Below are 26,516 nucleotides of genomic sequence, written 5' to 3' on the forward strand. Positions count from 1 at the left end.
AATGTAAAAACTCAAGGGAAGGAAAATATCTTTCCCATGCCCAAACATCACAATATGGTTAACTCACAAAACTCCAAAGTATTGACCTATCAGCCCAGCAGCATCAAAAGAGCCGAAAAATCGCTGATTTGTTCTCCCTTCAAAATCAAATTATTTGAAACCATGCGCCATCAGAGTATCGCCTTGAGTGCGATCGCCACAGAAAATGGTGTAAAAAATGGTTACACTCAACAACCCCTCTCAGAGTTAGCCTGTGATGACGCTTTGGGTTGGTTAATTCAAGTCGGGATGTTAAGGCGCGAAGTCGATGGACAGGGGATTACAGATAGTTTTCGCCTCACACCCCTGGGTCATCAACTACTGGAAAAATACCAAAGTCAAGACCTACCTACAGCTTCCTGGAGCGATCGCTTGTCTAATGCTATGATTCGTTGGCTCAGAATTCCCTTTTAGCTAAATCAACTCTCCAAAAGTTAGGATTCAGTATCTATAGGGAACAATATATACGGAAAGACATCAACCCATTTATCAATTCTTTATCAATTTCGTCCCAGGAAATTGCCGGAATTGTTAAGCTGGGTTGCATATTTGCTTTAACTTAAGGCAGAATACTTGCTCTCGTTCTACGATGGGCATTGGGCATGAGTCATTGACACCAGGTCAATCCTCACACTCATGCAAATTTATGTTATCAAGAATTACGCATTAATATTATCCCCTGATTGTGAGTAAGTAACAGTGGCTATGAAATCTATTATGGTGGTGGGGACAACTTCCCACGCAGGGAAATCACTGATAACTACAGCTATTTGTCGAATTTTGTCGCGGCGTGGCTGGCGAGTAGCCCCCTTTAAAGGACAAAATATGGCTTTAAATGCTTATGTCACAGCCAATGGGGGAGAAATCGGTTACGCGCAGGCGGTACAAGCCTGGGCTGCGGGGGTAATTCCTTGGGTAGAAATGAACCCGATTTTGCTCAAACCCCAAGGAGATATGACTTCCCAGGTAATTATGCGGGGGAGATATGTCGGTAAAGTCAATGCTGCCGATTACTATGAACAGTATTTTGAAATGGGTTGGCGAGCCATTGAAGAATCTTTACAACATTTAAGTACAGAATTTGATGTCATCGTTTGTGAAGGTGCTGGTAGTCCCGCAGAAATTAACCTCAAGCACCGCGACTTAACTAATATGCGGGTAGCAAAACACTTAAATGCACCCACAATCTTAGTAGTAGATATTGACCGTGGAGGAGCATTTGCCCACGTTGTCGGCACACTTGAGCTACTCGAACCAGACGAACGGCAATTAATTAAAGGTATAGTAATTAACAAGTTCCGAGGACAGCGATCGCTTTTAGAACCCGGAATCAAATGGTTAGAAGAACGGACAAAAATTCCGGTAATTGGTGTCATTCCTTACCTCCAAGAATTATTCCCCGCCGAAGATTCTCTAGATTTACTAGAACGTAAACCAGCAAAAGCCCACACAGATATCAATATCAGTGTGGTGCGCTTACCCAGAATTTCCAACTTTACCGATTTTGACCCCTTAGAATCAGAACCCACAGTTTCCGTCAAATACATTAGTCCCAAGCACGATTTAGGACATCCAGACGCAGTAATTATTCCAGGGACAAAAACTACAATTGCGGATTTAATCATTCTGCAAAAAAGTGGTATGGCAGAAGCAATTCAACACTATGCCGCCTCTGGTGGTACAGTGTTAGGGATTTGTGGCGGCTACCAAATTCTTGGACAAATCATCGCCGATCCTGAAGGGGTAGAGGGACAAGCCGGTCGATATCAAGGTTTAAATCTCTTACCGATTAAGACCGTGATTACAGGGCAAAAAATCGCCCGTCAGCGTCAAGTTAGCTCCAATTTCCCCCAAATGGGACTACCTGTAATTGGTTTTGAAATTCATCAAGGGCGATCGCGTGTAGACATTCCCAGCGATAATCAAGGCTATCAACCTTTATTTGATGATGCTAACTTAGGATTGGTAGATAAATGTCAATCAGTGTGGGGAACATATCTCCACGGACTATTTGACAATGGCCCCTGGCGACGCGCTTGGCTCAATCGTCTGCGTCAACAACGCGGCTTGAAATCCTTACCCACAGGGGTCGCCAACTACCGAGAACAACGAGAGCAGATGTTAGATAATCTGGCTAGCGAAATTGAAAATCATTTAGATTTAACGCCCTTTTTGTCGTAGTTAGGCTAAATTGCATGAGTGTTGTTGTCCGTTTTTTACCAGATGATGTCACCATTAACGCTGAGGTAGGAGAACCCCTGTTAGATGTAGCAGATAGAGCCGGGGTTTTCATTCCTACTGGGTGTTTAATGGGGACTTGTCACGCTTGCACGGTAGAACTAGACGACGGCGACACCATTCGCGCTTGCATCACCTCTGTACCACCGCAAGCAGAACTTACCATTCATTTATTTAGTGACCCAACTTGGTAGTTTTGGTTTTGTTCAAGATTTGGATAGAGTGGCATTGAAATCACTATGATTAAGTTTTTATGCCCAAGAAAATCCGAGAATTGAAACAAATGCTCCGCCAAATTGGTTTTACAGAATTGCCAGGAAAAGGAAGCCATACCAACTGGGTACACCCTTTGTATCCTGGAAAAATTACAATTTCAGGTAAAGATGGAGCAGATGCTAAACGCTACCAAGAACAGGAAATAAGGCAAGCAATAGAGATAGTTGAGGGAAATCAACAAAATGAGTAAGATTAAATACCAAATGGTTATTCAGTGGTCTGAAGAAGATAATTGCTTTCTCGTAGGATTACCTGACTTTCCTGGACAACGCTGGCGCACTCATGGAGATACGTATGAGTTAGCGGTAGCAAACGGTATTGAAGCTTTAGAGTCTTTGATTATTGCTTATGAAACTGCGGGTGAACCACTACCAGAACCAGCCGTATGTTCTGTTACTTAGATTTTTTATACTTAATAAGTGTGCTGGGTCTGATAGTTCGACCCAACCCACAAACTTGATTTCACCAATCTCAGCTAATTAAGAAGAGGCTGAATTTGCTTTAGCGTTTAAAGCATACTCTTTAAACCTTTCTAAATCGGCTTGAATCGTTGATTCTACGGCTCGACCTAAAAATAGGTTATCCATGATTTTGCCCAAAATCCCAGGAATAGCATAGGAAACTGTCATTTTCACGATGCTACTACCGTGGCGATCGTAAAAGCGAATCGCTCCTTGATTTGGTAAACCATCGATTGATTCCCATTGAATAATTTGATGGGGGACAGTTTTCAGGATGCGGGATTTCCAGGTAAATTCCAGTCCGCCTGTGTTTAATTTCCACAGAGAAACATCTGGGTTATCAGGGGGAATTTTCACAGAATCTATCCATTTCATCCACTTCGGCATTTGCTCTAGGTCAGACCACAAGCCCCAGACTAAATCAATGGGGGCTTCGACTTCAACCTGTACGCTATGTTCTAGCCAATCAGCCATTATTTTTCGATGTTTAGATTTAACTCTATTGTTTAATATTTTCGAGAATGACTTTGGCGGCGCGTCTGCCAGAAATTGTTGCCCCTTCCATGCTATCAATGTAGTCTTGTTGAGTGTAACTACCTGCGAGGAAGAAATTAGGCACTGGAGTTTTTTGGTCAGGACGATACACATCCATTCCTGGGGCTTCGCGATATAAAGATTGAGCCAATTTAACGACGCTATACCAAGTCATATTTAATTCCCGTGATGAGGGGAATAATTCATGGACTTGTTTGAGGACGTGTTGGGCGATCGCTTCGTTACTTTCCTTAATAAAGGGATCTCCTGGTGTCAGCACTAGCTGTAATAATGACCCCTGCCCCGGACGATAATAATCACTAGGACTAGTCAAGGCTAAATCCGCAAAGCAGGAAAAATCAGCATCAGCCGTATACAGTAAATTATCTAGCCCTGCTGCTTCCTGGAGTTGTTTACGCTTTTCCCCATCTTGCAGTTCTGTCACCCAACCATCAAACCGTAACTGTACTGTGGCAACTGGGACTGCTTCTAGTTTATAAATATTGTCAAATTCTGACCATTTGCGCCATTGTTGGGGTAAAATTCGCTGAATTCCTGGGACATCACAAGCGCATAGATAAGCATCCGCAGTGATTAATTCTGTCGTGTCTCCTTGGGCAACTACTAAGCCAGTGACGTGGGTTTGTCCATCCACTTCCGTAAACTGAATTTCTCGGACTTGACGACGTGTATAAACTTGTGTGCCTCTATCTGCTAAGTATTTGAGAATGGGTTTGTGGAGATATTCATCAGGAGAACCTTCCAACATTCGCAGTACAGAAGCTTCGCTGCGGACTGCAAAAAATTGAAAGATAGTTAACATACAACGGGCGGAAATATTTTCGCAGTCGATGAATCCCAAGGCGTAAGCAATGGGATTCCACATCCTTTTGATACTGCCTTCACTACCGCCGTGACTGCGAAACCAGTCAGCAAAACTGACTTTATCTAAGTTGCGGATAGTTCTCATTGCTCCGTCAAAGTCTACTAGTCCTCGCACAATCGGACTGGTTCCGAGAGCGATCGCATTTTGTAGCTTATCCTGTAACGAGAGTTGAGAAGTGGTGAAAAATGCTTTTAACCCATTAAAAGGCGCGCCTGTAAAGAAACGAAAGTCTAACGCACCGGTGCGCCCACCTTTATTGATAAAAGTGTGGGTGTGTTCTTTGAGGCGTAAACTTGACAACGCCCCGACTTTATTCATGAGTTCAAACAGTTGGTAGTAGCACCCGAAAAATACGTGCAACCCCATTTCTACGTGGTTGCCATCACCATCAATCCAACTACCGACTTTACCCCCAACAAACGGACGGGACTCAAAAATTTGGACTTCGCAGCCTGCATCAGCTAAATCCACTGCGGTTGCTAGCCCAGCCAATCCCGCACCTACAATTGCAACGCGCATTCCGTCTTTCCTTTTCAGTTTCTTTACAAATTGTAACTGGGTTGGTGTCGGAATTTGCGACTTATCTCTAGCGACGTACTTTTTTGTGGGATGGCAAAGTCATGCACCTGATGATCGAAAATTTGTGTTTGTTTGGTTCTGCCGAAATTGCAGTGACTAGATTCTCTACACCTAAAGCGTGTATTTGCCACTAAAAAAACTTTTGTCAAAAGTTGTGGACTAAAAACCCCTCTTTAGATATTTATTGAGTAGTCAAAAGATTTTTTGTCATAACATCAAAATACCTCCTATCTACTCACTTCTTTATTGTCATCTGATACAGGTAAACTTCTAATCAGTTCCCGAATTACATCAGTTGCAGGTCTACCTGTCTGTTGACAGTATTTTTCTAGTTTTTCTGCTTCCTGTGCAGCTAGATTTACAGTTATACGTTTGACGGCCCATTTTTTATTAGTCATTATCATGCTATCTGCTGTGTATTGACATCATCAAAAACAAATAAAACGACAAGGAAGACGATAAGATTATCAGAATTTGTGTCAAGAAACAAGCGATACCGTTCCCCACAAAAATATTCGTTTCGTCAAATCACTCGTCGGTTTTTCAAGAAACATCAGAAACTGCTTACAGTTGGAGAAAGGGTAATAGGGAAAACTTCCTTTTCAAAAAAACTTGAGATGTAGATAACTTAATTCCCAGGACGCAAGTTGCCATATGAATTTGATTTAGTCATGTGACATTCAAAAAAGTCTCCAAAGTGGTAATTTATTCAAAAATTCGACCTTTTCTCTGCTTTAAATTCACAAATGAATCTCAAAAAAATGTCTGACATCAATAATCAATGACAGCTGATATCTAGAAGTATGTCAATGGAAAACATGAACTTCTGGCTGTTTATAAGCTGGGATTAAAGAAGCAGCGTTTCCTGAGATTTTCTTTACTCAACTATCTCACTGCATTGACTAATGACAATGCTAGATAAAATTTTCCTGTTAATTAATCACAACAAAAATCATCCCTGAAATGATTTTGTTTAAGCTACTTTGATGTTTAAATTGGTAATTTGTCATCATTCTGCTGACAATTTTTACCATGATGTAAATTATGATGAAACATAATTACAGCTATTTCAGATAGATTTAACTAGCAGAAATGTTTTGATTTTTTCAAAAAATTGCTGAAACTGTTTAAGTTTTGTTCCCGTTCTTTTTAGCAAGGAATCACAATTATTTGTGACTTAAAGGAAATAGTTATCTATGAATGATAATTCCACTTTCATCTATAACCAGATTTGTGATATGCTTTGCCCGCAATCATGACATATTCACCACCTTAGTATTTGTTAATTTCTTGACATTTACATGAGGCATTTATGAGTTGTATTACGGCTATTATATCCAGATTACTATGATTTTGGAGAATCTTTACCCAAAGGATAAAGTAGCTTTTTATGCTTTATAAAAACTCTATGAAACTCTGATAATTTTACCTAAAATTTTGATTAATCTTGTTGACAAACACCAATCAATATAATCAATAACAATAGGCATGATGCTACTGTTTATTAAACTTGCTGAAATACCCATGAAAAATAGCTGACGATATTCAGGTATGAATACAGGATATATTTTCACTTTCTTAAGTTACCCAGGTATTTGCAATAAATCACAACTAAATAGCGAATTTATAAAATTTTAATAAATCAAACAAGTAATTCATAAATGGAGCAAGCAATGATGAAGAGGGAGAAATGTAGGCGTAACAGCATTGCTACTGTAGTCAAAGCTTACTGGCTAACTTAAAAAAGAGTGATAAGAGAAAATTGGGGGTTTTATAACCGATTTCAATGGTGTTTACCCGCGACTGGAAACGTTAAATCAATGGAACGGCATAGAGGTTGTTTTAAAGCTAGTTGACCATCTTAGGAAAAATAAAAACTACCCAGTTTGATGAAAAACTGAGTTTGTCTTTAAATTCGACGTTATGACGGATACAGAAGCAGATTGTTTCCCCTATCAGGGACTTACAAATAAAAAAATATACAATCAACCGCTTTGGTAAGGAGAGAGAATTTTGATAGAAGGCTTCTCCGTTCATAACTTCCCTGCGGGACGCTACGCGAACGGAGGGGAGCAGGGGGAGCAGGGAAGTAAAAATTCAATGAAAATATTTGTTCTGACTCATGGAATAATTGATTTTCTAGAAGTTCCTAAGCATCTCAAAAAGCAGATTTCTTAACCAGATGCAATAACTTCTAATCCTGAAAGGATGTTGAGAAATTAGCGATAAAGACTAAATTAATTCACGCTATTTTATATTGTGTGACACAGCTATAGGAACCCGCTTTGATTCGGTGAAATCATTTGCTTAGGAAGGGAACAAGGAACGGGGAACGGGGAACTGTTAAGAAGGAATAAAAGTGTACCTAGCTTCGCACAAATCAAATATGAGTCCTATAGTTTGATTTTCACCGACCTAAGTAGCCGTCATGAACTGCGTATACAAGAAAACATGAAAAAGTCTTTCCCTTACACCCTTACACCTCTATACCCCTACACCCCTTTTTCAAGTCAGAACGACTGCAACAACCAAAACTATGTCCAATAGTGTAAAAATACTAGGATTCAGTTCTGTGTTGTTAGCTATAGCGCGAAGTTTCGCCAATGCTGAGTAAACATCCCAGTTCTGTCCACTGTATGGAAGCAGAGGAAAATATCAACACTCACTGTGAGGTAACACTTAAGTTTGTAAGCGATTCCTGACTTAGTTAATTATTCCAGTTGAAATTGAGGCATGAGTTGGAGAGTACCAATACCTAAATCTTTGGGTGAGAGCGATCGCGCTTCAAATAAAGCCATCATATCTCGCAATTGGGGATTACCACGGGAAGCACCCGTTAAACCTTTGGCAATGATTAACCCGCAATAGCCTTTGGTATTCTTACACCGTTGATTCCATTTTTTCCGCGCTTCCACATGGATGGGATCTGCATCTAGAAATTCCCCAAACAGAAACAATTCACCGTTATGAGTTTGTAATAAACCTAAATCATAGCGATCGCCATCAAAAGGATCAGCACCAGGATTAAAGCAAATAGCTTTGAGTCCGCCGGTCGCTTCTAGAGTTTCTATCACAGTTTTGGCTTTGGGGCGGGAGGTTTGGATTAAAATGACGGGTAATCCATCCCCCACCGCTTTAATTTCCCCAGCTTGGTGATAAGTTACACCTTTTCTGAGAAACTCTAACATTTCCCAAGAAATTACTCCCAAGCTGAGAAAAGAATCTTCTGGGATTAAGTCATCTCGCAAGGAACGGAACAGAGATGAACCGAGATCCTCTTCATCTTCCTCTGAAATAGATAACTCTGCCATTTCCTCTAATTCGGTGGCGAGTTGTGGCATAGTCGAAATGGTAACTGGAACTAATTTAGTTCCTTCCCGCGCTTCCGGTAAAGAAATACGATAGCGATGACTCAGACTGGGGAAATCGTCTGCATGAAGTTGATGTCGATGGTCACGAATAAACCGAGAAAGACTCTCTAAAGCTAGAAATATAACTACTGCATCTTCCTCATACAAGACAGACCGTAAGCCTTCTAGGGGGTGAATTGTCCCGAAGGTCGGGTCAATCTCTGATAAAGCTAAGTCAGCTAAATCATCAAATTCATCTTCTTCCTCGGTATCATCCTCACGCTCAAAGGTGAGAAATAAACAATCTTGCTTGAGAAAAGCTTCTTCTAAGTGTCCTTGAGAATCATCATCCTGCAAGACTGCGGCGCGAAATCGCTTCAGGGACTCTTCGGAGCGGTAAAATAAAATCCCATACTCCATGCCCAACATGCCCATGACTGAGGCATAGAGTGTACCAATATCCCACTTATTGATTTCAATAGATAATATCTGTTGTTCTTCTAAAAATTCCCAAGGAGCTGCTTGCCAAATGGCAAATGCTTTTTCGTGTAAGACTTGGGCATATTGTGGCGGTAAATCGGGGACTTGATTATCGATAATTTCTGCAAATCCGCGAAAGAGTTCATCAATTAAAGGTAGTTCTGGTGCGTAATCAATGGCGATGTCTAAATCTTGCAGTACGCCACGTAAATAAAACTGAATTTCGCGGTCTTTGACAACAATTCTTTGAGGTCTAGCAGGTTTAGCGGGACTGTGGGGATTTTCCATTGCTCGCATTAAAGTGCGAACTATTGCTTCCGGGCCAGTTTCAGGAGAGATGACATCCATCCCCCTCACCATACCTTGTGAACCATCTACCCAAAGAATACATTCTCCCTTACCTTCAGAGTGGGGGTGCGGAGTAGGTGATGACAACGGACGGCGATCGCCCTCCCATACAGAAGGAATTTGGGTTAATTTCTTCAACCGACGACTGGTAGAGCGATTAAAACTTGTCATAGAGTGAGTTAACCAAAAGAAGCAATATATTAAGTAACCTTTAGGGAATGGCTAGCCATGAATCACTGTTTCTTGGCTTGGCCTGAAGGTGTTAGGGACTCAAGTTGTCACAGGGATGGATGTATCTCTAAAAAAATACCGAATCTCTAAACACACCGAGTCTCTCAATTCTAGAATAAAAACCTTTGGCTGCTTTTAACGGAGTGTTTACAATTGGCAATTTGCGGCACCATTCTCGCTAGAATATATACAAAAATTGCTAGACAATCCAAATTTTTAAGGAGTCGGAAAAGCGGATGACACAAGCAACTCAATCTCAACAGCGTGGCATACAGTTGAGTGAAGCAGCTCTACGCCAAGTCAAGTCCCTCCAGGAAAAGCAAGGTCAGGACTTATGCTTGCGAGTGGGAGTCCGGCAAGGAGGCTGCTCTGGAATGTCTTATATGATGGACTTTGAACAAGAAAGTCAGATTACTGAACATGACGATGTGTTTGATTACGACGGCTTTAAGATAGTTTGCGATAAAAAAAGCTTGTTGTATCTTTATGGCTTAATGCTTGATTATAGCGATGCCATGATTGGCGGTGGTTTTCAATTCACCAATCCCAATGCTAGCCAGACCTGTGGGTGTGGTAAATCGTTTGGTGTGTAATCAATAGTTCATAGTTTATAGTCTCACAGTCTAATTTGGCAGAATTTTGACTGTAGACTCTTGACTTATGATTATGATTAGCTATTGATTGCCCATTGATTAATTTTATATGACTCAAACAGTAGAATCCCTGTTTGACACAGGTTTAGAACGTTATAAAGCTGGAGAAGCGGCGGCTGATTTAATCCCCGTGTTTAAAGAGGTATGCGATCGCTCTCCTAAAGCTAGTGCAGCTTGGATTTGTCTTGCGTGGTTATATCTCCTCGAAGATAAACCCAGTTCTGCACTCAAGGCTGCCCAAAAAGCAGTTAAATTAAATCCTCAAGATCCTCAAGCGAGAGTTAATCTGGTTTTGGCTATGCTGGAAACTAACCAGAAAGGCGTTAGACAACACATTGATATTGCTAACCAATTGATGCTGGTGAATACAGAATGGCGCGAGGAAATTCAAAAGAGTATTGAAGATGGGTTCAGCAGAAAACCCGATTGGCAAAGTTTAGCCAAAGTTAAAGCCTGGATTTTAGGCGAATAAACGTTGAAAAGGCAAAAGGTAAAAGGCAATAGGTAAAAATAAACAATCTTTTTTTTACTTTTACCGTTTTACTTCTTTTTCAATTCCCTAATGAAAGAAAAAATGTAAAACTCTTTTCTTTTTACTTTTGCCTTTTTACTTTTTACTTATTTTTCTAGTTTCTACTTGCTTATGAAAGAAAAACTGTTAAATTGGCTTAACTTGATTTTAGTGGCGGATGTGTTTTTAGTGTTGTTTGGGTTTGCTTGGTTTGCGATCGCGGTTATGGGTGACGCAAGTGGAGTTAATCTAGGTTTAGATTTATGGCATCAACTTTGGCAACCTGTATTTAACCCAGCCATTGGTATTTTGATGGGTGGCGCGCTACTAAGTGGTTTAATTAGTTGGGTGTCGAAAAAGTTTAGTTCTAGTCAATAGTCATTAGTCAATAGTCATTAGTCAATAGTCATTAGTCAACAGTCATTAGTTAAATATCTTTTTAATTTTTAACCCGTGAAAACTTTGCCTACGGTGAGAGTCTTTTCTTTAACTCAGCTTCCAATTGTTCGCCTGTACTAACTACTACTCTATTTGATTTAGCTCTAATAATAGTCAAATAGTGTTGAAAGGCTTCTTCGTCTTGAGGATGACTCTTTACATACTCCCGTAACTCGGCTTCGGTTAATTCTCGATAACTTAAATCGCTCATTACATAATTTCCTCTCCGTTACTCAAAATCTCCACTAGGATAGTTTGGCCTATAAGTACAACTATTCTCTGCGATCGCGTGTCGTATCGAGTCAACTCGATTGTTTGTAATAAGTTGCTTACTCGCACACATAAATCATAAAAGGCTTTTAATTGTTCAATTGTAGGTTCAGACATCCTAATACAATGTGCCTTTGTAATTAGATTTAAGGGAAAATTGCCTTGAAATTCAGCGCATTTGCACTATTGACTATTGACTATTGACTATTGACTATTGACTCTACTTCACAATATCCTTGAGTGCTGGTTGTAGGTTGGTGTATTGATACTCAAAACCAGATTCCAAAGTCCTTTTTGGTAATACTTGTTGTCCTTCTAACACCACAATCGCACCATCTCCTAACAATGCTTCTAAAGCAAAACCAGGAACGGGCAGCCAAGAGGGACGATTCATTACTTGACCTAAAGTTTGACTTAAATCATTCATACGTACAGGTTTGGGCGCAGTAGCATTATATACGCCTTCCATTTCTGGTTTTGTCAAGGACTGCACAATCAAATTGACTAAATCATCTACATGAATCCAGGAAAACCATTGTCTACCGCTACCAATCGGCCCCCCTGCAAAAAGTTTAAAGGGAGTCAGCATTTTTGCTAAAGCACCACCTAGTCCTAAGACAATCCCCAGGCGCAAAATTACCAACCTAACACCAGTGTCTTTGACTTTCCGCGCTTCTGTTTCCCAGGCTTGACAAACTTGAGCGAGAAAATCTGTTCCCGATGCACTATCTTCATCGAAAGCAGCAGTTTCGCTAGTACCGTAGTAACCAATAGCAGAAGCGTTAACTAACACACTAGGTTTAGGATTAGCTTTGGCGATGGCTTCGACGATTTTTTGTGTTACGACTTGACGACTATTGAGGATTTCTTGTTTTTCTTGTTCTGTCCAACGTTTTTCGGCTATGGGTTCGCCGGCTAAGTTAACTACCCCATCACAACCAGCAATGCTATCTTGCCAAGCACCGGATGTAGTGGGTGTGTAAGCAACAATCTCTACATTTTTAAAAACTTCTTGGGGAAACACTCTTTGAGCAGAAGTAGTGTTTCTCGTTAATATCAGTATTTGATGACCTTGTTTGTGGAGTCTTTCTACCAAACGACTACCAACAAATCCTGTTGCACCAGTAATTGCTATCTTCATAACGCACCTCAGCCAAACCCTTATTTTAAAGTTTTTTAGCAATTTTGGGGATTGGGGACTGGGGATTGGGGACTGGGAAATTTAGGGGGTAGAGACGTTTTAACAGTGAACAGTGATCAAGTAACTGATAACTGGTGACTGATAACTGTTCACTGTTTTCATGTAGAGTCTCTACGGGAATTATCTATTTTTAGTGGTGAAGATGGTTGTGAACATCATTAACATTCCACCTCCCAGGATAGCGATCGCTAGTCCTCCTGTCACCAAATCGAGCAAGTTTTGGTTTTCCATCGGTCAATAGTCCATAGTCAATAGTCCATAGTCTACAGTCTAATGACTAATGACCAATGACTAATGACTAATGACTAATGACTAATTAAAAATCCACTCCGCGTTTGAGTTCTACGCCGTGGTTAGCATAGTGTTTGTGGCAATAAACTTCTGAGTGAATGCTGGCTAAGTCAAAGTAGGCGGGGTGATTTTGACAGCGACCGGTAATAATGATTTCGGTGTCGCGGGGTTTGCGGAGTAGTGCTTGCACGATGGGTTCTACGGGAAGCAGTTCTAAATCGACGGTGGGGTTGAGTTCGTCGAGGATGATGGTTTTATAGAGTCCAGAGGCGATCGCAGTTTTGGCAATCTCCCAACCTCTTTCGGCTTCTACATAGTCTAATTCTTGGCGAGAATTACGCCAAACAATCGCATCTCGACCACAGCGTTGATGATCTACAACTTCGGGATAGGATTGTCGCAAGGCGGCGATCGCTGCATCTTCTGTGTAGCCGCTACCACCTTTGAGCCACTGCATAATTAATACACGGGTTGAGCCTGGGTGATTGATACCTCTACCTATGGCTTGTAAGGCTTTACCTAAAGCACTAGTAGATTTACCCTTGCCTGCACCTGTATAAATTTCAATCCCTTGCATGAGTAATTCTGTGGCTGTGGGATGGTGCTGGGGTTTCATTTCTGAGTGCAAATCCGCAATATCTAATAATTGTTGCGGCGCACCGCGTCCAGTGGCGATGATTTCTAATTCTTGGGGTTTTGATTTGATTGTCCGCACTACTTCATCGACGGAGAGTAAACCTAAATCCAGGACGGGGTTAAGTTCATCTAAGACGACGACGGAATATAAACCGGAAGCGATCGCGCCTTTGGCGACATCCCAACCCCGCGCCGCTTCAGCGCGATCAAAGGCTGTGATTTCATCGACACCAAAAAATTCTGCTCTCCCAGTGCGGACTTGATCAATTAGATGGGGAAAACCGCGTTGTAAAGCTGCGATCGCACCGTCTTCATCATAGTCTCGTTCCGGCCCTTTCAAAAACCGTAGTAGTAAGACCCGATTAGAATTACTCGGTGTATTGATTCCCAAACCTATTGAGCGTAAAACAACACCTAAAGCAGCTTGGGATTTACCCTTACCCAAGCCATCATATACGTGTATTTGACCCGTCAGTCGTTCTGAACGCACTTGTGCTGTGCGAATACCAATACCATTCCTAGTCATTGTGTTTAGTTATTAGTCAATAGTCAATAGTCAATAGTCATTAGTCATTAGTCATTAGTCATTAGGTAAAGCACTCTACCTTGTCCTCCTTGTCTACATTGTCTCTTTTCCCTCGTCTTCCCATACCCTGTCTCATTTGTAAAACTATGGGTATATTAACGATAAATTGGAGTATACTGTCACACCAAGGTAGTAAGCGGCAAGGAAAGATGATTGTTCTTGGCAGTGTCTACAACTATACTCACTCAGTTAACTCTTAGATTAAATTTGTATGTTCGATAATATTACTCTCCCTATAATCTGGCCTGTTGGAGTCATTCTATTTAATTTTTTGTTCTTTTTAATTGCCATCCCCATTGAGGCCTACGTCTTTCACCGAAGATTAAATTTTGATAAAAAATCTAGCACCTTTTATGCGATCGCAGTCAACCTGTTCTCTGGTGTCGTTGGTTGGGTAATTTTCTTTTTCGTAGAACCTAGGTTGCCAGTGCCAATTAAAACTGATCTAATTAATTATGTATTTTTTAATGTTTTAAAATCTAGTAACACTCAAGGGATTTTAATTTTAACGACTGTAACTATTTTCTTTGGCACATTCTTGATGAAATTTTTTCTCTTAAGAATTTTGGTGTTTTCTTTAAGTGAAGATTTCGGCAAAACTCAAGATGATAGACCTTTATTGACACGGATACAAAATAGCTTTCTTGGTAAGGCTCAATTTCAAAATACTAATTTAGTTACCACTACAATCATAGCAAATTCGCTGAGTTACACTGCGATTACTTTTATTTTATGGTTTAGAACTTTAAGGATATTCACTTCATACTAAACACGAGTTATTTCCAAGATTGCTCAAATCAATCTCAACCTGCTTATTCAACATTCAAATCATCTCAATTATTTATTCTTGTCTGCTGTTATCAAGAGGTGTATAGATGAACTCGCTACTCAAAGATATTTTTGGATTATTTGGTATTTTGGATGATGTCTATAAACAACTGAAAAAAATCTTAATTCCACCAAAAGCGTATTCTTGGCAAACCCTGATTTATTTAAGTGTTTTTTCAGGTTTTATGTCTTCTTTTGCTGTTAGCCCTATTAGAGATATTATCGCGCTTTGTGGTTGGTTATTTTTAATTGCTGGAACTGCTTGGTATACCACTGATGATCCTCTAAAAGTTCCTGGTACTAATATGCCTATAGGCGCGTTAATTACCGGATTTTTAGTGTCTGTTTTTGCCTTTGGTAATCAAAGAGATTTATTAACACCCAGAACAGTTGTCATTTGGCCGACAATAGCAGCTTTAATTACAGCGATTCCAGATTTTATTGAGGGGACTGATACTGATTCTAAAGCGCGGATACCCAAACCAGAAGCACGACAGAAAATTATTATTTTAGTTGCTAGTTGTATGGTGATTAGCTGCTGGTTAAACTTTTATTTTGTTATGGATAAGTGGCTACAAGAATATCCAAGTTTACTAGCAGATGAATTTCAAAATAGTACCTTTGTGGTTAGAAGGGGAGAAAGAGAAAGAGTCCCAGAAAATGGGGTATTAATTTTAAATCAACTACAACCATTAGTAGAAGCGCAAATTTCTGACAAACCTTGGTCAGAAGTTGAAAGATGGTTATTAGAAGCAAAAGTTAATGTAGGACAACTAGGAAGACAAATTGTAGATAAGAATCTATCTCAGTTTGATGAAAAAGAATTATGGCGTATTGAACCGCGTGTAACTAATACTAAAGCTGGCGGTTACGTATTAGATTTACTAGCAATTTGGACAGGCCCTAGTGCTGGTGTCAAAGGTTATTTCTTAAGAAAATTATGTCGAATTGAACCACTAGCAGCATCAAGAAATCGCAGTTCTAGCAGTTCATCAGAAGACAAAATTGCAGTAGCCGAAATTTCCTGCGATCGCACAATTTCCATTAAGCGTGAAACACCCCCACCACAACAATAAAATTTATTTGGGAATGGGGCATGGGGCATAGGGCAAGCAGAAAGTGTGGGAGGGGTGAGAGGTGTGGGAGGTGTGGGAAGAAATCTTTCTCCCCTCTCTCCCCACACTCCCCACACTTCCCCATCTTCCCAGTCCCCAATCCCCAATCCCCAGTCCCCAATCCCCAGTCCCCAGTCCCCAATCCCCAATCCCCAATCCCCAATTCCCAATGATTAAAACACTAGTAATTGCTAAAAATGTCTTTCAGGAAGTGGTGCGCGATCGCATCCTGTATATTATCGGATTTTATACTCTTGCTTTGGCTGTGGCTAGTCGTGCTTTACCAGAATATGCAGCTAATACCGAAGATAAAATGTTTCTAGATTTTGGCATAGCAGCAATGAATGTAATTTGTTTAATTGTTGCTATTTTTATCGGCACAGGTTTAGTGAATAAGGAAATTGAAAAACGCACGATTTTATTATTGATTTCTAAACCTGTTAGTCGTGCTGAATTTATCGCTGGTAAATTTTTTGGTTTATCGGCTGTGCTAGCTGTGTTAATTGCTAGTATGACGGTTATCTATTTACTATTTTTACAGTTCGGTAATGTTAAATATGCAGTTGGCAGCATGTTAATGGCAGCAATATTTTTATTATTGCAGATAGCTGTAATTACGGCTGTGTCTATTACTTTTGGTGTGTTTACTAGTTCTTTATTGGCTGTTGCTTTAACATTTGCTGTGTATTTGATGGGGAATATTACACAAAATTTGGTGCAACTGAGCCGGATGAGTCGTAATATTTTTATGGAAGGGATTACCCAGGGTTTATATTTAGTTTTGCCTGATTTATCGCGTCTAGATTTAAAAAATGAGGCTGTTTATGGTTTGCAAGCAATACCAAACGCCTCAACTCTCATGGGTAATGCAGTATATGGGGTAATTTACATTACCATGTTATTGGCGATCGCTATTTTCCTGTTCTCCCGCCGAGAATTTTAACTTTCCCTCTTTCATCTTTTGCCTTTTACCTTTTGCCTTTTGCCTTTTGCCTTTTACCTTTTGTCTTCCTAAGATTCTTCTCCCCAGCTTTGTAATTGTAAATAAACTAATACCAAAGTAAAAGCTAGTAACACAGTAGCGGCGGCGGCTGCATAACCAAAATCAAATTGACCGAAGGCTTCTTGATAAATATAGTAAACTAACAGATTCGTAGTATTTAACGGCCCACCCCCGGTAACTACATAAACTTGCTCGAAACTTCGTAAAGTGAAAATAGCAGTAGTGATTGTGGCAAAAATTAAAGTCGGACGCAATCCAGGTAAAGTAATGTGCCAAAATTGTTGCCAACCATTAGCACCGTCTAATTCTGCGGCTTCGTAGCGACTAGGAGGAATGGCTTGTAAGCCTGCTAGGAATACCACCATATTAAAACCTAGTTGTTTCCAAACACTTAAAACAATTAATACAGGCATTGCCCAAAATGTATCTCCCAGCCAAGAAATAGGGGGAAGACTAAATAAACTTAAAAATGCGTTGACGGGGCCGGAAGCTTGAAATAACCAACGAAATCCTAAACCAGCCGCTACTAGAGATGTAATAGAAGGTAAAAAATAAGCACTCCGCAAAAAACCGCGCAGCACTATGGAACGATTTAATAAGACTGCTAAACCAATAGGAATAATCAAACTAGGAATAACTGTAGCAACGGTAAAATAAACTGTGTTGCCAAGAACTTGCCAAAAATCAGGATTGAAAATTAAACGCCAGTAATTTTTTAACCCTACCCAATAAGCACCTGTAGAAGTAAAACTCCCAGCCGTAAAACTCAGGTAACACAAATAAGCTATCGGCCAAATAACGAATAAACCTAATAAAATCAGTGCGGGTGAGAGAAAAGTCCAAGCGGCAAATGTATCATTATCTAACCATGACTTTGCATATTTTTTTTGCATTATAATTATCCTCTTGGCTGTTTAGTTAGAGTGCTGAGTAATGAGTGCTGTTATACCAAATTGGGATAGGTAGTATTGTTTCGAGATTCTGGAACAGTTTAAGAATCTAGGCTTTTAATCCAAAATTGGTATGAGTTAGGTAAACAGTACGGGTTTACCTTCCACTTGACTAATAGTATTTTTAACTCAACACTTGTCGTGTTTACGTAATTTTGAATTGTGAATTTTCTATGACCATCTGTGCTGATTCTACCTCTAGTCTTGTTTCTCCTTGCGTTAATAACCATCAATTTACTGTAATAAATCCTCTCAAACTAGGAATTTTGGCTTCTGGTAGCGGGAGTAATTTTGAAGCAGTCGCACAGGCTATAGAAGACAAGCAACTCAATGCCCAAATACAAGTTTTAATTTACAATAATCCTTCAGCTAAGGTTGCACATAAAGCTGCTAACCGAGGGATTGAAACAGTATTATTAAATCACCGCGAATATAAAAATCGTGCTGCATTTGATGAGGAAATTGTCAATACATTGCGGCGTTATGATGTAGATTGGGTAATTTTAGCTGGTTGGATGCGAGTTGTCACATCTACATTTATTGACGCTTTTCCCAATAAAATTATTAATATTCACCCCAGTTTATTACCCAGTTTTAAAGGTATTCATGCTGTCGAACAAGCCTTAGAAGCTGGGGTAAAAATTACTGGTTGTACAGTGCATTTAGTATGTTTAGAAGTCGATAGCGGCGAAATTTTAATACAAGCAGCTGTACCAATACTACCAAATGATACAGCCGAAACACTCCACGCGAGAATTCAAGTCCAAGAACACAGAATTTTACCACAGGCGATCGCCCTAGCTGCACAAAAGTAATTCTTAATTATCCTTGCTGGATTTTCCACAAACAACTAGAAATCCAGTTTGTCACCATGTGAGCCACAATCGGCACTAGTAAGTTACCCGTTAACAGTGCGCTATATCCCAGTATGATCCCAATAATAGTTGCCCAAACAACATAAGGCCATTGTTGATAACCGCTCAAGTGTAAAATGCCAAAGCAAACACTAGAGCCGATAACCGCCAGGTGATCTAATCCTAAAGCGGGTAACATTACACCCCGAAATAATAGTTCTTCACTTAACCCAGGTAGCAAACCTAACCAAATTAAATCCGGCCAAGCTAAAGGCTTCAGCACCATTTCTAGGTAATAATCAGCACTATAGCGGTACTTTGGCCATACACGATAAGCTAGACCACTTAACCCAGTAATGAATAAACCTATACCCAGTCCCAAGAGTAAATCTCTAGGATACAAATGCCATTCAAACAGCAAAAAGTTACCAAAGTATAACCATACCCTGGCAATTGTCCACAACAATAATGCAGTGACTCCCATCGCCACTAGAACTTGGACACGCGATAAATATGGGATTTCTGGTTCTTGTTTTTGTTTTTCTACCACGGGTTTTTGGAGACTGAGGGACTGGGGACTGGGCAGGGAAAGCGGGGAGATAAACTAATGACTAATGACTAATGACTATTGACTAATGACTATTGACTATTGCCAAAGATCCTATTTGAGAAGTCAAGGAAGTCGGGTTTATCCCTGCTTTGTGTGCTACTAATAAACCTGCTGCTTCTAAATATGAGTTGACTTTTATGGCTTTGATTCCCAAACTTTGGGGTGGGACTTTGATTTGAGTTTGATTTTCCTCCACTGCGATGATTTGACATGGTTTTTGGCTGAGGCTAAGTAATGCACTGCTACCACAAGCTGTGGCTGGCATAATTATGGCATCTACTTGCTCTGCCCAAATGTCGTCGGGGAGGGATATAGTTAATTCCTTTTCTACTATAAATTGTGGGGCGCGATTTAATCCTACAAGTACACTTGGTAAAAAAGTATAACCTAATTCTTCCGCCGCAGAACGAGGAGATAAATTTGGTTGGGGCGGTTCAGCTGCTAAGGCTGGTGCATGGGCGCAGGGAATTTGAAAGTTTTTGACGATTAAATGGCTAATTACAGCCTCTGCGCCAGCAATGGGATCTACGCCTTTGCCTTGGCGGTAGTTTTGTGCGGCCTCTTCATCTATATTATCGGGAAAACGGGCAACAACTGCGATCGCCTCTGCTTTTGCTTGTTTAATTAATGTTTCTGCGCCTCTGAGTAAACTATCGGGGTTGTTAATTGTTCCCCAACTTACGCCTGATGCTGATGTACGTAATTCTACGTTTAATGGGGCATCTGTAATTACATAATCAGTCAAAGCTAAACCGAGTGTAGCCTGGGCTGCATCGGCTGCTTGTAGATGTCGCAGCCTTAACTCTGGTTCAATACCTTGGTCTAAAAGTAAACCTATCTTGTTACTGCGTACAGGACGCAAACCCCAGTTTCCAGTAGCAAATTTATCTAGTCCATAGCCTTCGACATAGAAAGCGTTGGGGATATTCCAGTACAAACTTGCACCATTGAGGACATTAGGATGAGTGATCAGGCGATCGCAAACCTGTGCTAATAATCTAGCTACGGGTATAGCATCCCCAGCATAACCACCAATTGCCGCACCAACACCAGTCGGAACTATCAGAATTGCAGTGTAAGAATGATTCATCTCTAGTATTAAATTTTGAGTTCAAGATACTACGTCAAGATTTGGCTAAATGTCCCATTAATCTGCTTGAATTTGGTTGAATTTGTATAACTTATTTGGGTTTTCACATACAAACTATAAATTTTTCCTGATATGTTTCTGATTTCTTACAAAGAATTGAGTATTTCAGTAAAAACACATAAATTTACATTTTTTAGTAAAACAGGTATTTATCAGGTTGTATAGGTATTTCACAATCCGAAATAATGTCAATACGTCTTTAGAGAGATAATCTGAATTTCTCCATTGAGACTAGAAAAACTGTGGCAATTAAGTAGCAAAGGCTCAATCCAATGGCATTATCACAAGTAGCCAAGATAGATGTAAATCAAACTGTAGACCAACTGACTAAACTTATCAAATATGATGCCAAGTATATTATTGAAGTAGCTAATTTTACTCATTATACACTTAAACGTGTGGGTACTCACAACAACGCAGAAAAATGGCCTTTAGGAAATATTTTTCCCCATGAGTTAGGGATAGGGCAATTTAATTGTTATTCCTTTTCTTTTGCTGTTAATTATCAAATTCAAGGAGGTTCAGGTTTTATCCAATTAGCTGCTTCATGGCCTTTTCCTGGAATCAGCAGGATCAATGTTGGAAATATTGATCAAAGCGGTGATTCCCCAGCAAAAGAAATTTGGTATGACATAGATCATTCCTTAAATAAATCTCTTTTTAATGAAGAAGATAAATCTATTTCTAATGATTCTGTAATAGTTAATGCTTACATCAAGGAAGTAGGAAGTAAAAATATCTGGTTTTACGAAATTAGAGAAAATTAGTTTTTGCATTAGCTTGAGCAACACGATACAGCTAATGATTTTGATTTTGGTGTTCTCCTCATTTCTGAATATAAAAACATCTTCACTGTTTAGAACATCATCAACAATTCTAAGTAGGTAGGCACAAATAAACCTAACTATGTAACAGAATATAAGAAACTCAAAACCCTTGTCATTGCTAACCTGTGGGAACGCTCCGCGAACATTTCACCTCGCTCCATTCCCCATAACATAGTTATAAATTTTCCCACCTAGCTACCTATAATATGCTAACAAATAGCCTAAAATTAGTTATTATGTAAATCTGTTAGCATATATCATACACAAATCATGTTTGATTTTTAAGGAAATTTCAGTACACCTGTGTTTCCTTTTTCCTATTTCTTAGCCTATGCAAATAATTTTAATAATTAAGTTTGATTGCTAACCTGTTTCACAGTGTAGCAATTATTGTGCTATGTGTCCTTTTTATTAAGAATCAAATTTAACTTTAAAGATAAAAATAGGGTGTGTCAGCATCAGCTTAACACACCTGAAGTTTTGTCTATACTATTGAATTATTGATTAACGCTAACTGTAGTTACCACAGCTTCTACAGTCGCTTTTTCTTTTTCTGTGTCTACAGCAGTAATTGCCCATCTTAGGGGTTCACCTTGCTTTTGCAATTCAGCTTCAATCGCCTGTTGCAACTCTGTGGGTGTTTCTTGGAGGTCGATTTCTGCGGTAATAAAATGAGTAGTCATCGCCGTTAATCCAATTAGTTGGTAAATTCCAGAATAACCGATCTCAGCCCAAGCTAGAAACTGTTAATCAAGTCAAATTTCTCCAATCATTAAGCTATTCAAAAATTGGAAAATTACTATTCCTATTCCCCAATACCCAATCCCCAATCCCTTTATTTACCAAATTGCTTCTGATAAACTACTTCTTCTTTTTCCGTTTCAATTTTCAAGTCAGAACGGGGATAAGCAACACACAACAAGACATAGCCTTGTTTTTGCAGTTCAGGACTGACACCCATACCATCAGTTTGATCTACAGTACCACTGAGAATTTGCCCTGCACAAGTTGTGCAAACACCAGCATGACAAGAGCTGGGTAATTCCAACCCTTGCTCATCCGCAACTGATAAGATGGTTTTATCTTCAGGAACCTGGAATGTATGAGTTTGACCCTGGTGGACAATCTCAACGTTGTAAGTTTTAGACATATGCTAAAAAATGAGTGCTATAGACAAACTCATTATTATATCTGAATTGCTGAGGATATCATTCAATATTATCAATAATTTTATAGAACATCAGGGTCAATATTTAATTCGCGTAACTTAGCGGCTATACGTTCTGCGCGTTGCTTTTCTCGTTCTGCCAACTCCTCTGGTGTCGGCACTAACTCACCTTGTGGCGTAAAATAGCGTAATTTACTATCTTGCACACCTAAATATAATTCTAATTGCTGACTACATAACCACCCTTGAGGATTTGGTTTTAAATGTGATGTGTAAAGATTGAATGTCCAGATTGTATTACTATAATAATCTTTACTGATTGATTAATGATATGACATACGCATCTAGCACATTTTTTATGTAGGGTGCGTGACGCAGCGACAATATGGGAACGCAGTTTAAGATTTATAGCGTCACGCACCAACCGCCTAGTTGCAAATTATGACTTTACTGTTACTGCCAAATGTAAGCCTAAAGCATCTAACAAAGAATGTAGACTGTAAAACTCAATTTTGCCTTTATCTAATAGCATTTGGTCAAGTTCATTGTAGAGTTCTTTGACTTGTGTAGAAAGCTGATCAACTCCACCGTGCGATTCTATGACATTTTGGAGTGCTTTACTTAACATTCTTGGGTCGCCTTCTTCTAAAACCACTTCAATATAAGCTGCTGCTTCTAGTGGATTTTTTAAGTCTTGTATCAGTTTTTCGTGATAGCTTGTACTTCTAGACATCATCTTTACTCCTGTAGTCTCGCCAATATTCTTTAGCTTTAGCAATATCTTTATCTTGAGTGCTTTTATCCCCACCACACAAAAGAATAATAATTGTTGAACCTTCTTGACCAAAGTATATGCGGTAGCCAGAACCGTAGTCTATTCTAAGTTCAAAAACTCCATCACCAACTGATTTACAATCACCTAAATTACCCTCTTCTACTCGGTCTATTCTTGCTCTGATTTTAGCTTTTGCTTTTCTATCCCGCAGAGAGTCAAACCACTCAGAAAAAATATCTATACCATCAGATCTTAAATAGTTCCTGATTTCTTTTGGTTGAACTTCCATGATCAAGAGCGAAAACAGCAGATGAATCTGCTATAACTGCCTAGTATAATAGTTTGCTACCTATTGAAATATATATTATTGTAGGGGCAGGATATATCCTGCCCCTAGCTGTGTAGGTAATTAAAATATCTTCAGTGGAAATTTGGCATCAAAACTAGACTTTAAGTATAAAATAAAAATTCTCATAAGCGATTACCGGTAAGGCTTTTAGACAAGAAATCGGCTAAACTTTGCTTGCTAAGTTTTGTCTAAAAATAATTCATAATTAGAGTGAGAGCATACAAACAGAGAACACAAAAATGTTAGAAAAATATCGTCAACACGTTGCTGAAAGAGCAGCACTCGGTATTCCGCCCTTACCCTTGGATGCACAGCAAACATCAGAACTGTGTGAATTACTGAAAAATCCACCAGCAGGGGAAGAAGATACATTATTACATTTATTGCGCGATCGCGTCCCCCCTGGTGTAGACGCAGCCGCCTATGTGAAAGCCGGTTTCCTTACAGGTATTGCTAAAGGCGAAATTACTAGTCCCTTAATTTCTTCAATTGAAGCAGTGGAATTACTGGGAACAATGGTAGGCGGTTATAATGTGCAGTCTTTAATTGAGTTACTGCAATTGCCGACTGTATCAGTATCAGACTCTTCTAGCACACCCTTGGTAATGGGAGGAGAAGGTAAAGAACCCATCGCCGCCTATGCCGCCGCCGCCCTTAGTAAAACCTTATTGGTGTATGATGCCTTCCATGATGTTTTGGAATTAGCTAAAATCAACCCCTACGCCAAGCGGGTAATTGATTCTTGGGCAGAAGCAGAGTGGTTTACAGTTCGTCCCAAACTCCCAGAATATATTAACGTCACTGTTTTTAAAGTGCCTGGGGAAACCAACACCGATGATTTATCCCCAGCCACCCACGCCACCACTCGTCCAGATATTCCCCTCCACGCCTTGGCAATGTTAGAGTCACGGCAACCAGGAAGCTTAGAAACTATTGCCGAGTTGAAGAAAAAAGGACATCCTGTAGCTTATGTTGGGGATGTGGTTGGGACTGGTTCTTCCCGGAAGTCCGCTATTAACTCCGTGTTATGGCACATGGGGCAGGATATCCCCTATGTTCCCAACAAACGCGCCGGGGGTTATATTTTAGGTGGTGCGATCGCGCCTATCTTTTTCAACACTGCCGAAGATGCCGGTGCTTTACCCATACAATGCGATGTCACCAAACTCGAAACCGGCATGGTAATTACCATCTATCCCTACAGAGGTGAAATTACCAACGAAGACGGCGAAGTTATTTCCACCTTCACCCTCAAACCCGACACCATCCTTGATGAAGTCCGCGCCGGTGGACGCATCCCCCTATTAATTGGACGTACCCTCACCGACAAAACCCGCCAAGCACTAGGCTTAGAACCCAGCACCCTGTTCATCCGTCCCCAACAACCAGAAGACACAGGGAAAGGCTACACCCTCGCCCAAAAAATGGTCGGTAAAGCTTGCAGTTTACCTGGTGTGCGTCCTGGTACATCTTGCGAACCCATCATGACCACCGTTGGTTCTCAAGATACCACAGGGCCAATGACCCGCGACGAACTCAAAGAACTCGCTTGTCTCGGCTTCAGTGCAGACTTAGTAATGCAGAGTTTCTGTCACACCGCCGCCTATCCCAAACCCGTAGACATCAAAACCCACCACGAACTCCCCGATTTCATCTCCTCCCGTGGCGGTGTCGCCCTACGTCCCGGCGATGGTATCATCCACTCATGGCTCAACCGGATGCTTTTACCTGATACCGTCGGTACAGGTGGCGACTCCCACACACGCTTCCCCTTGGGAATATCCTTCCCCGCCGGTTCTGGGTTAGTCGCCTTTGCTGGCGCGTTGGGTGTTATGCCTTTGGATATGCCAGAATCAGTATTAGTCAGATTCAAAGGAGAATTGCAACCAGGAATTACCTTAAGAGATATTGTTAACGCTATTCCTTACGTTGCCATTCAAAAAGGTTTGTTAACTGTCGAAAAAGAGAACAAGAAAAACATCTTTTCCGGCAAAATTTTAGAAATGGAAGGCTTACCAGATTTAAAAGTCGAACAAGCCTTTGAATTAACAGACGCTTCCGCCGAACGTTCTTGTGCAGGCTGCACCATTAAATTGAGTGAAGCAACAATTGCTGAATATCTGCGTTCCAACATTGCCCTGTTAAAGAACATGGTAGCCAGAGGCTATCAAGATGCGCGTACAATTATGCGCCGCGTCGCCCAAATGGAAGCATGGTTGGCGAATCCTGTATTACTAGAAGGCGACGCAGATGCGGAGTATGCAGAAATAATTGAAATTGATTTGAACGAAATCACAGAACCAATTGTTGCTGCTCCAAATGACCCCGATAATGTTAAATTATTATCGGAAGTTGCTAATGATCCAGTACAAGAAGTATTCGTTGGTTCTTGTATGACAAATATCGGCCATTATCGAGCAACTGCGAAAGTTTTAGAAGGTGCAGGTGCAGTCAAAACTCGCCTGTGGATAGCACCACCCACCCGCATGGATGAACACCAATTAAAAGAAGAAGGTGTGTATGGTGTGTTTGGTGCAGCTGGCGCAAGAACAGAAATGCCAGGATGCAGTTTATGTATGGGAAATCAGGCGCGAGTTGCTGATGGCACAACTGTATTTTCTACCTCTACCCGCAACTTCAATAACCGCATGGGTAAAGGTGCAAGAGTGTATTTAGGTTCTGCTGAGTTAGCCGCAGTTTGTGCATTATTAGGACGCATTCCTACAGTACAGGAATATCTTGATATTGTGGCGAATAAGATTCATCCTTTTGCTGATAATTTATATCGGTATTTGAACTTTGATCAAATCGCCGGTTTTGAGGATGAAGGGCGCGTGATTTCTAAAGAGGAGGAAGCTTTGTTAGTATAGTTTAACTAG

The 26,516-nt window shown here is 40.3% G+C and carries 29 protein-coding genes and 1 pseudogene; 14 read left to right on the forward strand and 16 right to left on the reverse strand.

What is annotated here, in order from left to right; all coding sequences use genetic code 11:
* Nucleotides 1–54 precede the first annotated feature (54 nt).
* From CLI64_RS24345 to CLI64_RS24365, 5 genes are all read left to right on the forward strand, one after another.
* The gene (locus CLI64_RS24345) at nucleotides 55–453 is read left to right on the forward strand and encodes an Npun_F0494 family protein (RefSeq protein WP_103140854.1); all 399 of its coding nucleotides are present in this window, start codon (nucleotides 55–57) and stop codon (nucleotides 451–453) included.
* 291 nt (nucleotides 454–744) lie between these two features.
* Nucleotides 745–2,220 carry a cobyric acid synthase CobQ gene (gene cobQ / locus CLI64_RS24350; protein ID WP_103139645.1) on the forward strand — a complete coding sequence of 492 codons (1,476 nt, stop codon included), beginning with the start codon at nucleotides 745–747 and terminating at the stop codon, nucleotides 2,218–2,220.
* A gap of 14 nt (nucleotides 2,221–2,234) precedes the next feature.
* Complete coding sequence (locus tag CLI64_RS24355; protein WP_103139646.1) at nucleotides 2,235–2,471, forward strand: 2Fe-2S iron-sulfur cluster-binding protein; 237 nt, start codon at nucleotides 2,235–2,237, stop codon at nucleotides 2,469–2,471.
* Nucleotides 2,472–2,530: 59 nt separating this feature from the next.
* Nucleotides 2,531–2,743: a type II toxin-antitoxin system HicA family toxin gene (locus tag CLI64_RS24360; RefSeq protein ID WP_103139647.1), complete on the forward strand. Its 213-nt coding sequence runs from the start codon at nucleotides 2,531–2,533 to the stop codon at nucleotides 2,741–2,743.
* The gene (locus tag CLI64_RS24365; protein ID WP_103139648.1) at nucleotides 2,736–2,954 is read left to right on the forward strand and encodes a type II toxin-antitoxin system HicB family antitoxin; all 219 of its coding nucleotides are present in this window, start codon (nucleotides 2,736–2,738) and stop codon (nucleotides 2,952–2,954) included. The genes CLI64_RS24360 and CLI64_RS24365 overlap by 8 nt, the downstream gene beginning before the upstream one ends.
* Before the next feature lie 78 nt (nucleotides 2,955–3,032).
* Here CLI64_RS24365 and CLI64_RS24370 read toward each other — a convergent pair whose 3' ends face one another.
* The 4 genes from CLI64_RS24370 to CLI64_RS24385 all read right to left on the reverse strand — a co-directional run bounded on the left by CLI64_RS24370 (nucleotide 3,033) and on the right by CLI64_RS24385 (nucleotide 9,362).
* Nucleotides 3,033–3,488, reverse strand: a complete 456-nt coding sequence (locus CLI64_RS24370; protein WP_103139649.1) for an SRPBCC family protein — start codon at nucleotides 3,486–3,488, stop codon at nucleotides 3,033–3,035.
* A 25-nt stretch (nucleotides 3,489–3,513) separates the two neighbouring features.
* Nucleotides 3,514–4,953: a 9,9'-di-cis-zeta-carotene desaturase gene (zds, locus tag CLI64_RS24375; RefSeq protein ID WP_103139650.1), complete on the reverse strand. Its 1,440-nt coding sequence runs from the start codon at nucleotides 4,951–4,953 to the stop codon at nucleotides 3,514–3,516.
* A gap of 287 nt (nucleotides 4,954–5,240) precedes the next feature.
* On the reverse strand, nucleotides 5,241–5,417 hold the full coding sequence (locus CLI64_RS24380; RefSeq protein WP_103139651.1) for a ribbon-helix-helix protein, CopG family: 177 nt from the start codon (nucleotides 5,415–5,417) through the stop codon (nucleotides 5,241–5,243).
* Between the two features lie 2,307 nt (nucleotides 5,418–7,724).
* Nucleotides 7,725–9,362 carry a hypothetical protein gene (locus CLI64_RS24385; protein ID WP_103139652.1) on the reverse strand — a complete coding sequence of 546 codons (1,638 nt, stop codon included), beginning with the start codon at nucleotides 9,360–9,362 and terminating at the stop codon, nucleotides 7,725–7,727.
* Between the two features lie 296 nt (nucleotides 9,363–9,658).
* Between CLI64_RS24385 and CLI64_RS24390 the strand changes: the two genes are divergently transcribed.
* The 3 genes from CLI64_RS24390 (at nucleotide 9,659) to CLI64_RS24400 (ending at nucleotide 10,964) form a co-directional block, all read left to right on the forward strand.
* Entirely contained in the window at nucleotides 9,659–10,015 is a 357-nt protein-coding gene (locus tag CLI64_RS24390; RefSeq protein WP_103139653.1) for an iron-sulfur cluster assembly accessory protein, read from the forward strand.
* A gap of 109 nt (nucleotides 10,016–10,124) precedes the next feature.
* Nucleotides 10,125–10,547, forward strand: coding sequence for a M48 family metallopeptidase (locus tag CLI64_RS24395; RefSeq protein WP_103139654.1), 423 nt, complete (start codon nucleotides 10,125–10,127; stop codon nucleotides 10,545–10,547).
* A 171-nt stretch (nucleotides 10,548–10,718) separates the two neighbouring features.
* Entirely contained in the window at nucleotides 10,719–10,964 is a 246-nt protein-coding gene (locus CLI64_RS24400) for a hypothetical protein (protein WP_103139655.1), read from the forward strand.
* Between the two features lie 88 nt (nucleotides 10,965–11,052).
* Here CLI64_RS24400 and CLI64_RS24405 read toward each other — a convergent pair whose 3' ends face one another.
* The 4 genes from CLI64_RS24405 to CLI64_RS24415 all read right to left on the reverse strand — a co-directional run bounded on the left by CLI64_RS24405 (nucleotide 11,053) and on the right by CLI64_RS24415 (nucleotide 13,948).
* The gene (locus CLI64_RS24405; RefSeq protein WP_103139656.1) at nucleotides 11,053–11,235 is read right to left on the reverse strand and encodes a hypothetical protein; all 183 of its coding nucleotides are present in this window, start codon (nucleotides 11,233–11,235) and stop codon (nucleotides 11,053–11,055) included.
* Nucleotides 11,235–11,411, reverse strand: coding sequence for a hypothetical protein (locus CLI64_RS31310; RefSeq protein ID WP_192881591.1), 177 nt, complete (start codon nucleotides 11,409–11,411; stop codon nucleotides 11,235–11,237). Before CLI64_RS31310 ends, CLI64_RS24405 begins: the two co-directional genes overlap by 1 nt.
* A 103-nt stretch (nucleotides 11,412–11,514) precedes the next feature.
* Nucleotides 11,515–12,435: a TIGR01777 family oxidoreductase gene (locus CLI64_RS24410; RefSeq protein WP_103139657.1), complete on the reverse strand. Its 921-nt coding sequence runs from the start codon at nucleotides 12,433–12,435 to the stop codon at nucleotides 11,515–11,517.
* Between the two features lie 376 nt (nucleotides 12,436–12,811).
* Complete coding sequence (locus tag CLI64_RS24415; RefSeq protein ID WP_103139658.1) at nucleotides 12,812–13,948, reverse strand: cob(I)yrinic acid a,c-diamide adenosyltransferase; 1,137 nt, start codon at nucleotides 13,946–13,948, stop codon at nucleotides 12,812–12,814.
* 271 nt (nucleotides 13,949–14,219) lie between these two features.
* Between CLI64_RS24415 and fraC the strand changes: the two genes are divergently transcribed.
* The 3 genes from fraC to CLI64_RS24430 all read left to right on the forward strand — a co-directional run bounded on the left by fraC (nucleotide 14,220) and on the right by CLI64_RS24430 (nucleotide 16,894).
* Nucleotides 14,220–14,777: a filament integrity protein FraC gene (gene fraC, locus CLI64_RS24420; RefSeq protein WP_103139659.1), complete on the forward strand. Its 558-nt coding sequence runs from the start codon at nucleotides 14,220–14,222 to the stop codon at nucleotides 14,775–14,777.
* Nucleotides 14,778–14,883: 106 nt separating this feature from the next.
* A complete protein-coding gene (gene fraD / locus CLI64_RS24425; protein ID WP_103139660.1) occupies nucleotides 14,884–15,912 on the forward strand; it encodes a septal junction protein FraD in 1,029 nt (342 codons plus the stop codon).
* Nucleotides 15,913–16,120: 208 nt separating this feature from the next.
* Nucleotides 16,121–16,894 (forward strand): ABC transporter permease, encoded by a 774-nt coding sequence (locus CLI64_RS24430; protein WP_103139661.1) that lies wholly within the window; start codon nucleotides 16,121–16,123, stop codon nucleotides 16,892–16,894.
* A 68-nt stretch (nucleotides 16,895–16,962) separates the two neighbouring features.
* On the opposite strand, the gene CLI64_RS24435 is transcribed toward CLI64_RS24430, so the two are convergent.
* Complete coding sequence (locus tag CLI64_RS24435) at nucleotides 16,963–17,847, reverse strand: carbohydrate ABC transporter permease (protein WP_103139662.1); 885 nt, start codon at nucleotides 17,845–17,847, stop codon at nucleotides 16,963–16,965.
* Nucleotides 17,848–18,077: 230 nt separating this feature from the next.
* Between CLI64_RS24435 and purN the strand changes: the two genes are divergently transcribed.
* Nucleotides 18,078–18,719, forward strand: coding sequence for a phosphoribosylglycinamide formyltransferase (gene purN / locus CLI64_RS24440; protein WP_103139663.1), 642 nt, complete (start codon nucleotides 18,078–18,080; stop codon nucleotides 18,717–18,719).
* Between the two features lie 7 nt (nucleotides 18,720–18,726).
* Here the strand turns inward: purN and CLI64_RS24445 are convergent, their stop codons facing one another.
* The gene (locus tag CLI64_RS24445; protein ID WP_103139664.1) at nucleotides 18,727–19,308 is read right to left on the reverse strand and encodes a CPBP family intramembrane glutamic endopeptidase; all 582 of its coding nucleotides are present in this window, start codon (nucleotides 19,306–19,308) and stop codon (nucleotides 18,727–18,729) included.
* An 82-nt stretch (nucleotides 19,309–19,390) separates the two neighbouring features.
* Nucleotides 19,391–20,458: a DUF3326 domain-containing protein gene (locus CLI64_RS24450; protein ID WP_103139665.1), complete on the reverse strand. Its 1,068-nt coding sequence runs from the start codon at nucleotides 20,456–20,458 to the stop codon at nucleotides 19,391–19,393.
* A 332-nt stretch (nucleotides 20,459–20,790) separates the two neighbouring features.
* On the opposite strand from CLI64_RS24450, the gene CLI64_RS24455 reads away from it, so the two are divergent.
* A complete protein-coding gene (locus CLI64_RS24455) occupies nucleotides 20,791–21,285 on the forward strand; it encodes a hypothetical protein (RefSeq protein WP_103139666.1) in 495 nt (164 codons plus the stop codon).
* A gap of 557 nt (nucleotides 21,286–21,842) precedes the next feature.
* Here the strand turns inward: CLI64_RS24455 and CLI64_RS24460 are convergent.
* The 5 genes and pseudogenes from CLI64_RS24460 to CLI64_RS24480 form a co-directional block, all read right to left on the reverse strand.
* Complete coding sequence (locus CLI64_RS24460; protein ID WP_103139667.1) at nucleotides 21,843–22,028, reverse strand: hypothetical protein; 186 nt, start codon at nucleotides 22,026–22,028, stop codon at nucleotides 21,843–21,845.
* Nucleotides 22,029–22,180: 152 nt separating this feature from the next.
* Nucleotides 22,181–22,495 (reverse strand): 2Fe-2S iron-sulfur cluster-binding protein, encoded by a 315-nt coding sequence (locus CLI64_RS24465; protein ID WP_103139668.1) that lies wholly within the window; start codon nucleotides 22,493–22,495, stop codon nucleotides 22,181–22,183.
* Nucleotides 22,496–22,575: 80 nt separating this feature from the next.
* Nucleotides 22,576–22,776 (reverse strand): annotated as a pseudogene (locus tag CLI64_RS24470) (Uma2 family endonuclease); the annotation flags it as partial.
* 176 nt (nucleotides 22,777–22,952) lie between these two features.
* The gene (locus tag CLI64_RS24475; protein WP_103139669.1) at nucleotides 22,953–23,246 is read right to left on the reverse strand and encodes a DNA-binding protein; all 294 of its coding nucleotides are present in this window, start codon (nucleotides 23,244–23,246) and stop codon (nucleotides 22,953–22,955) included.
* The gene (locus tag CLI64_RS24480) at nucleotides 23,239–23,577 is read right to left on the reverse strand and encodes a type II toxin-antitoxin system RelE/ParE family toxin (protein WP_103139670.1); all 339 of its coding nucleotides are present in this window, start codon (nucleotides 23,575–23,577) and stop codon (nucleotides 23,239–23,241) included. The genes CLI64_RS24475 and CLI64_RS24480 overlap by 8 nt, the downstream gene beginning before the upstream one ends.
* A gap of 299 nt (nucleotides 23,578–23,876) precedes the next feature.
* On the opposite strand from CLI64_RS24480, the gene acnB reads away from it, so the two are divergent.
* Nucleotides 23,877–26,507: a bifunctional aconitate hydratase 2/2-methylisocitrate dehydratase gene (gene acnB / locus CLI64_RS24485; RefSeq protein ID WP_103139671.1), complete on the forward strand. Its 2,631-nt coding sequence runs from the start codon at nucleotides 23,877–23,879 to the stop codon at nucleotides 26,505–26,507.
* Nucleotides 26,508–26,516: the final 9 nt, after the last annotated feature.

The sequence above is a fragment of the Nostoc sp. CENA543 genome (genome assembly GCF_002896875.1).
GTDB lineage: Bacteria > Cyanobacteriota > Cyanobacteriia > Cyanobacteriales > Nostocaceae > Trichormus.

What these genes read in the sequence shown, in the direction of transcription:
- CLI64_RS24345 (WP_103140854.1), top strand. Translation starts at nt 55, where the DNA reads ATGGTTAACTCACAAAACTCCAAAGTATTGACCTATCAGCCCAGCAGC.
- CLI64_RS24410 (WP_103139657.1), bottom strand. Translation starts at nt 12,435, where the DNA reads ATGAAGATAGCAATTACTGGTGCAACAGGATTTGTTGGTAGTCGTTTG.
- CLI64_RS24365 (WP_103139648.1), top strand. Translation starts at nt 2,736, where the DNA reads ATGAGTAAGATTAAATACCAAATGGTTATTCAGTGGTCTGAAGAAGAT.
- CLI64_RS24370 (WP_103139649.1), bottom strand. Translation starts at nt 3,488, where the DNA reads ATGGCTGATTGGCTAGAACATAGCGTACAGGTTGAAGTCGAAGCCCCC.
- acnB (WP_103139671.1), top strand. Translation starts at nt 23,877, where the DNA reads ATGTTAGAAAAATATCGTCAACACGTTGCTGAAAGAGCAGCACTCGGT.
- CLI64_RS24360 (WP_103139647.1), top strand. Translation starts at nt 2,531, where the DNA reads ATGCCCAAGAAAATCCGAGAATTGAAACAAATGCTCCGCCAAATTGGT.
- CLI64_RS24430 (WP_103139661.1), top strand. Translation starts at nt 16,121, where the DNA reads ATGATTAAAACACTAGTAATTGCTAAAAATGTCTTTCAGGAAGTGGTG.
- CLI64_RS31310 (WP_192881591.1), bottom strand. Translation starts at nt 11,411, where the DNA reads ATGTCTGAACCTACAATTGAACAATTAAAAGCCTTTTATGATTTATGT.
- CLI64_RS24455 (WP_103139666.1), top strand. Translation starts at nt 20,791, where the DNA reads ATGGCATTATCACAAGTAGCCAAGATAGATGTAAATCAAACTGTAGAC.
- zds (WP_103139650.1), bottom strand. Translation starts at nt 4,953, where the DNA reads ATGCGCGTTGCAATTGTAGGTGCGGGATTGGCTGGGCTAGCAACCGCA.
- CLI64_RS24480 (WP_103139670.1), bottom strand. Translation starts at nt 23,577, where the DNA reads ATGGAAGTTCAACCAAAAGAAATCAGGAACTATTTAAGATCTGATGGT.
- CLI64_RS24450 (WP_103139665.1), bottom strand. Translation starts at nt 20,458, where the DNA reads ATGAATCATTCTTACACTGCAATTCTGATAGTTCCGACTGGTGTTGGT.
- fraD (WP_103139660.1), top strand. Translation starts at nt 14,884, where the DNA reads ATGAACTCGCTACTCAAAGATATTTTTGGATTATTTGGTATTTTGGAT.
- CLI64_RS24400 (WP_103139655.1), top strand. Translation starts at nt 10,719, where the DNA reads ATGAAAGAAAAACTGTTAAATTGGCTTAACTTGATTTTAGTGGCGGAT.
- CLI64_RS24475 (WP_103139669.1), bottom strand. Translation starts at nt 23,246, where the DNA reads ATGTCTAGAAGTACAAGCTATCACGAAAAACTGATACAAGACTTAAAA.
- CLI64_RS24465 (WP_103139668.1), bottom strand. Translation starts at nt 22,495, where the DNA reads ATGTCTAAAACTTACAACGTTGAGATTGTCCACCAGGGTCAAACTCAT.
- CLI64_RS24380 (WP_103139651.1), bottom strand. Translation starts at nt 5,417, where the DNA reads ATGATAATGACTAATAAAAAATGGGCCGTCAAACGTATAACTGTAAAT.
- CLI64_RS24460 (WP_103139667.1), bottom strand. Translation starts at nt 22,028, where the DNA reads ATGACTACTCATTTTATTACCGCAGAAATCGACCTCCAAGAAACACCC.
- CLI64_RS24395 (WP_103139654.1), top strand. Translation starts at nt 10,125, where the DNA reads ATGACTCAAACAGTAGAATCCCTGTTTGACACAGGTTTAGAACGTTAT.
- CLI64_RS24385 (WP_103139652.1), bottom strand. Translation starts at nt 9,362, where the DNA reads ATGACAAGTTTTAATCGCTCTACCAGTCGTCGGTTGAAGAAATTAACC.
- fraC (WP_103139659.1), top strand. Translation starts at nt 14,220, where the DNA reads ATGTTCGATAATATTACTCTCCCTATAATCTGGCCTGTTGGAGTCATT.
- CLI64_RS24415 (WP_103139658.1), bottom strand. Translation starts at nt 13,948, where the DNA reads ATGACTAGGAATGGTATTGGTATTCGCACAGCACAAGTGCGTTCAGAA.
- CLI64_RS24390 (WP_103139653.1), top strand. Translation starts at nt 9,659, where the DNA reads ATGACACAAGCAACTCAATCTCAACAGCGTGGCATACAGTTGAGTGAA.
- CLI64_RS24435 (WP_103139662.1), bottom strand. Translation starts at nt 17,847, where the DNA reads ATGCAAAAAAAATATGCAAAGTCATGGTTAGATAATGATACATTTGCC.
- cobQ (WP_103139645.1), top strand. Translation starts at nt 745, where the DNA reads ATGAAATCTATTATGGTGGTGGGGACAACTTCCCACGCAGGGAAATCA.
- CLI64_RS24355 (WP_103139646.1), top strand. Translation starts at nt 2,235, where the DNA reads ATGAGTGTTGTTGTCCGTTTTTTACCAGATGATGTCACCATTAACGCT.
- purN (WP_103139663.1), top strand. Translation starts at nt 18,078, where the DNA reads ATGACCATCTGTGCTGATTCTACCTCTAGTCTTGTTTCTCCTTGCGTT.
- CLI64_RS24405 (WP_103139656.1), bottom strand. Translation starts at nt 11,235, where the DNA reads ATGAGCGATTTAAGTTATCGAGAATTAACCGAAGCCGAGTTACGGGAG.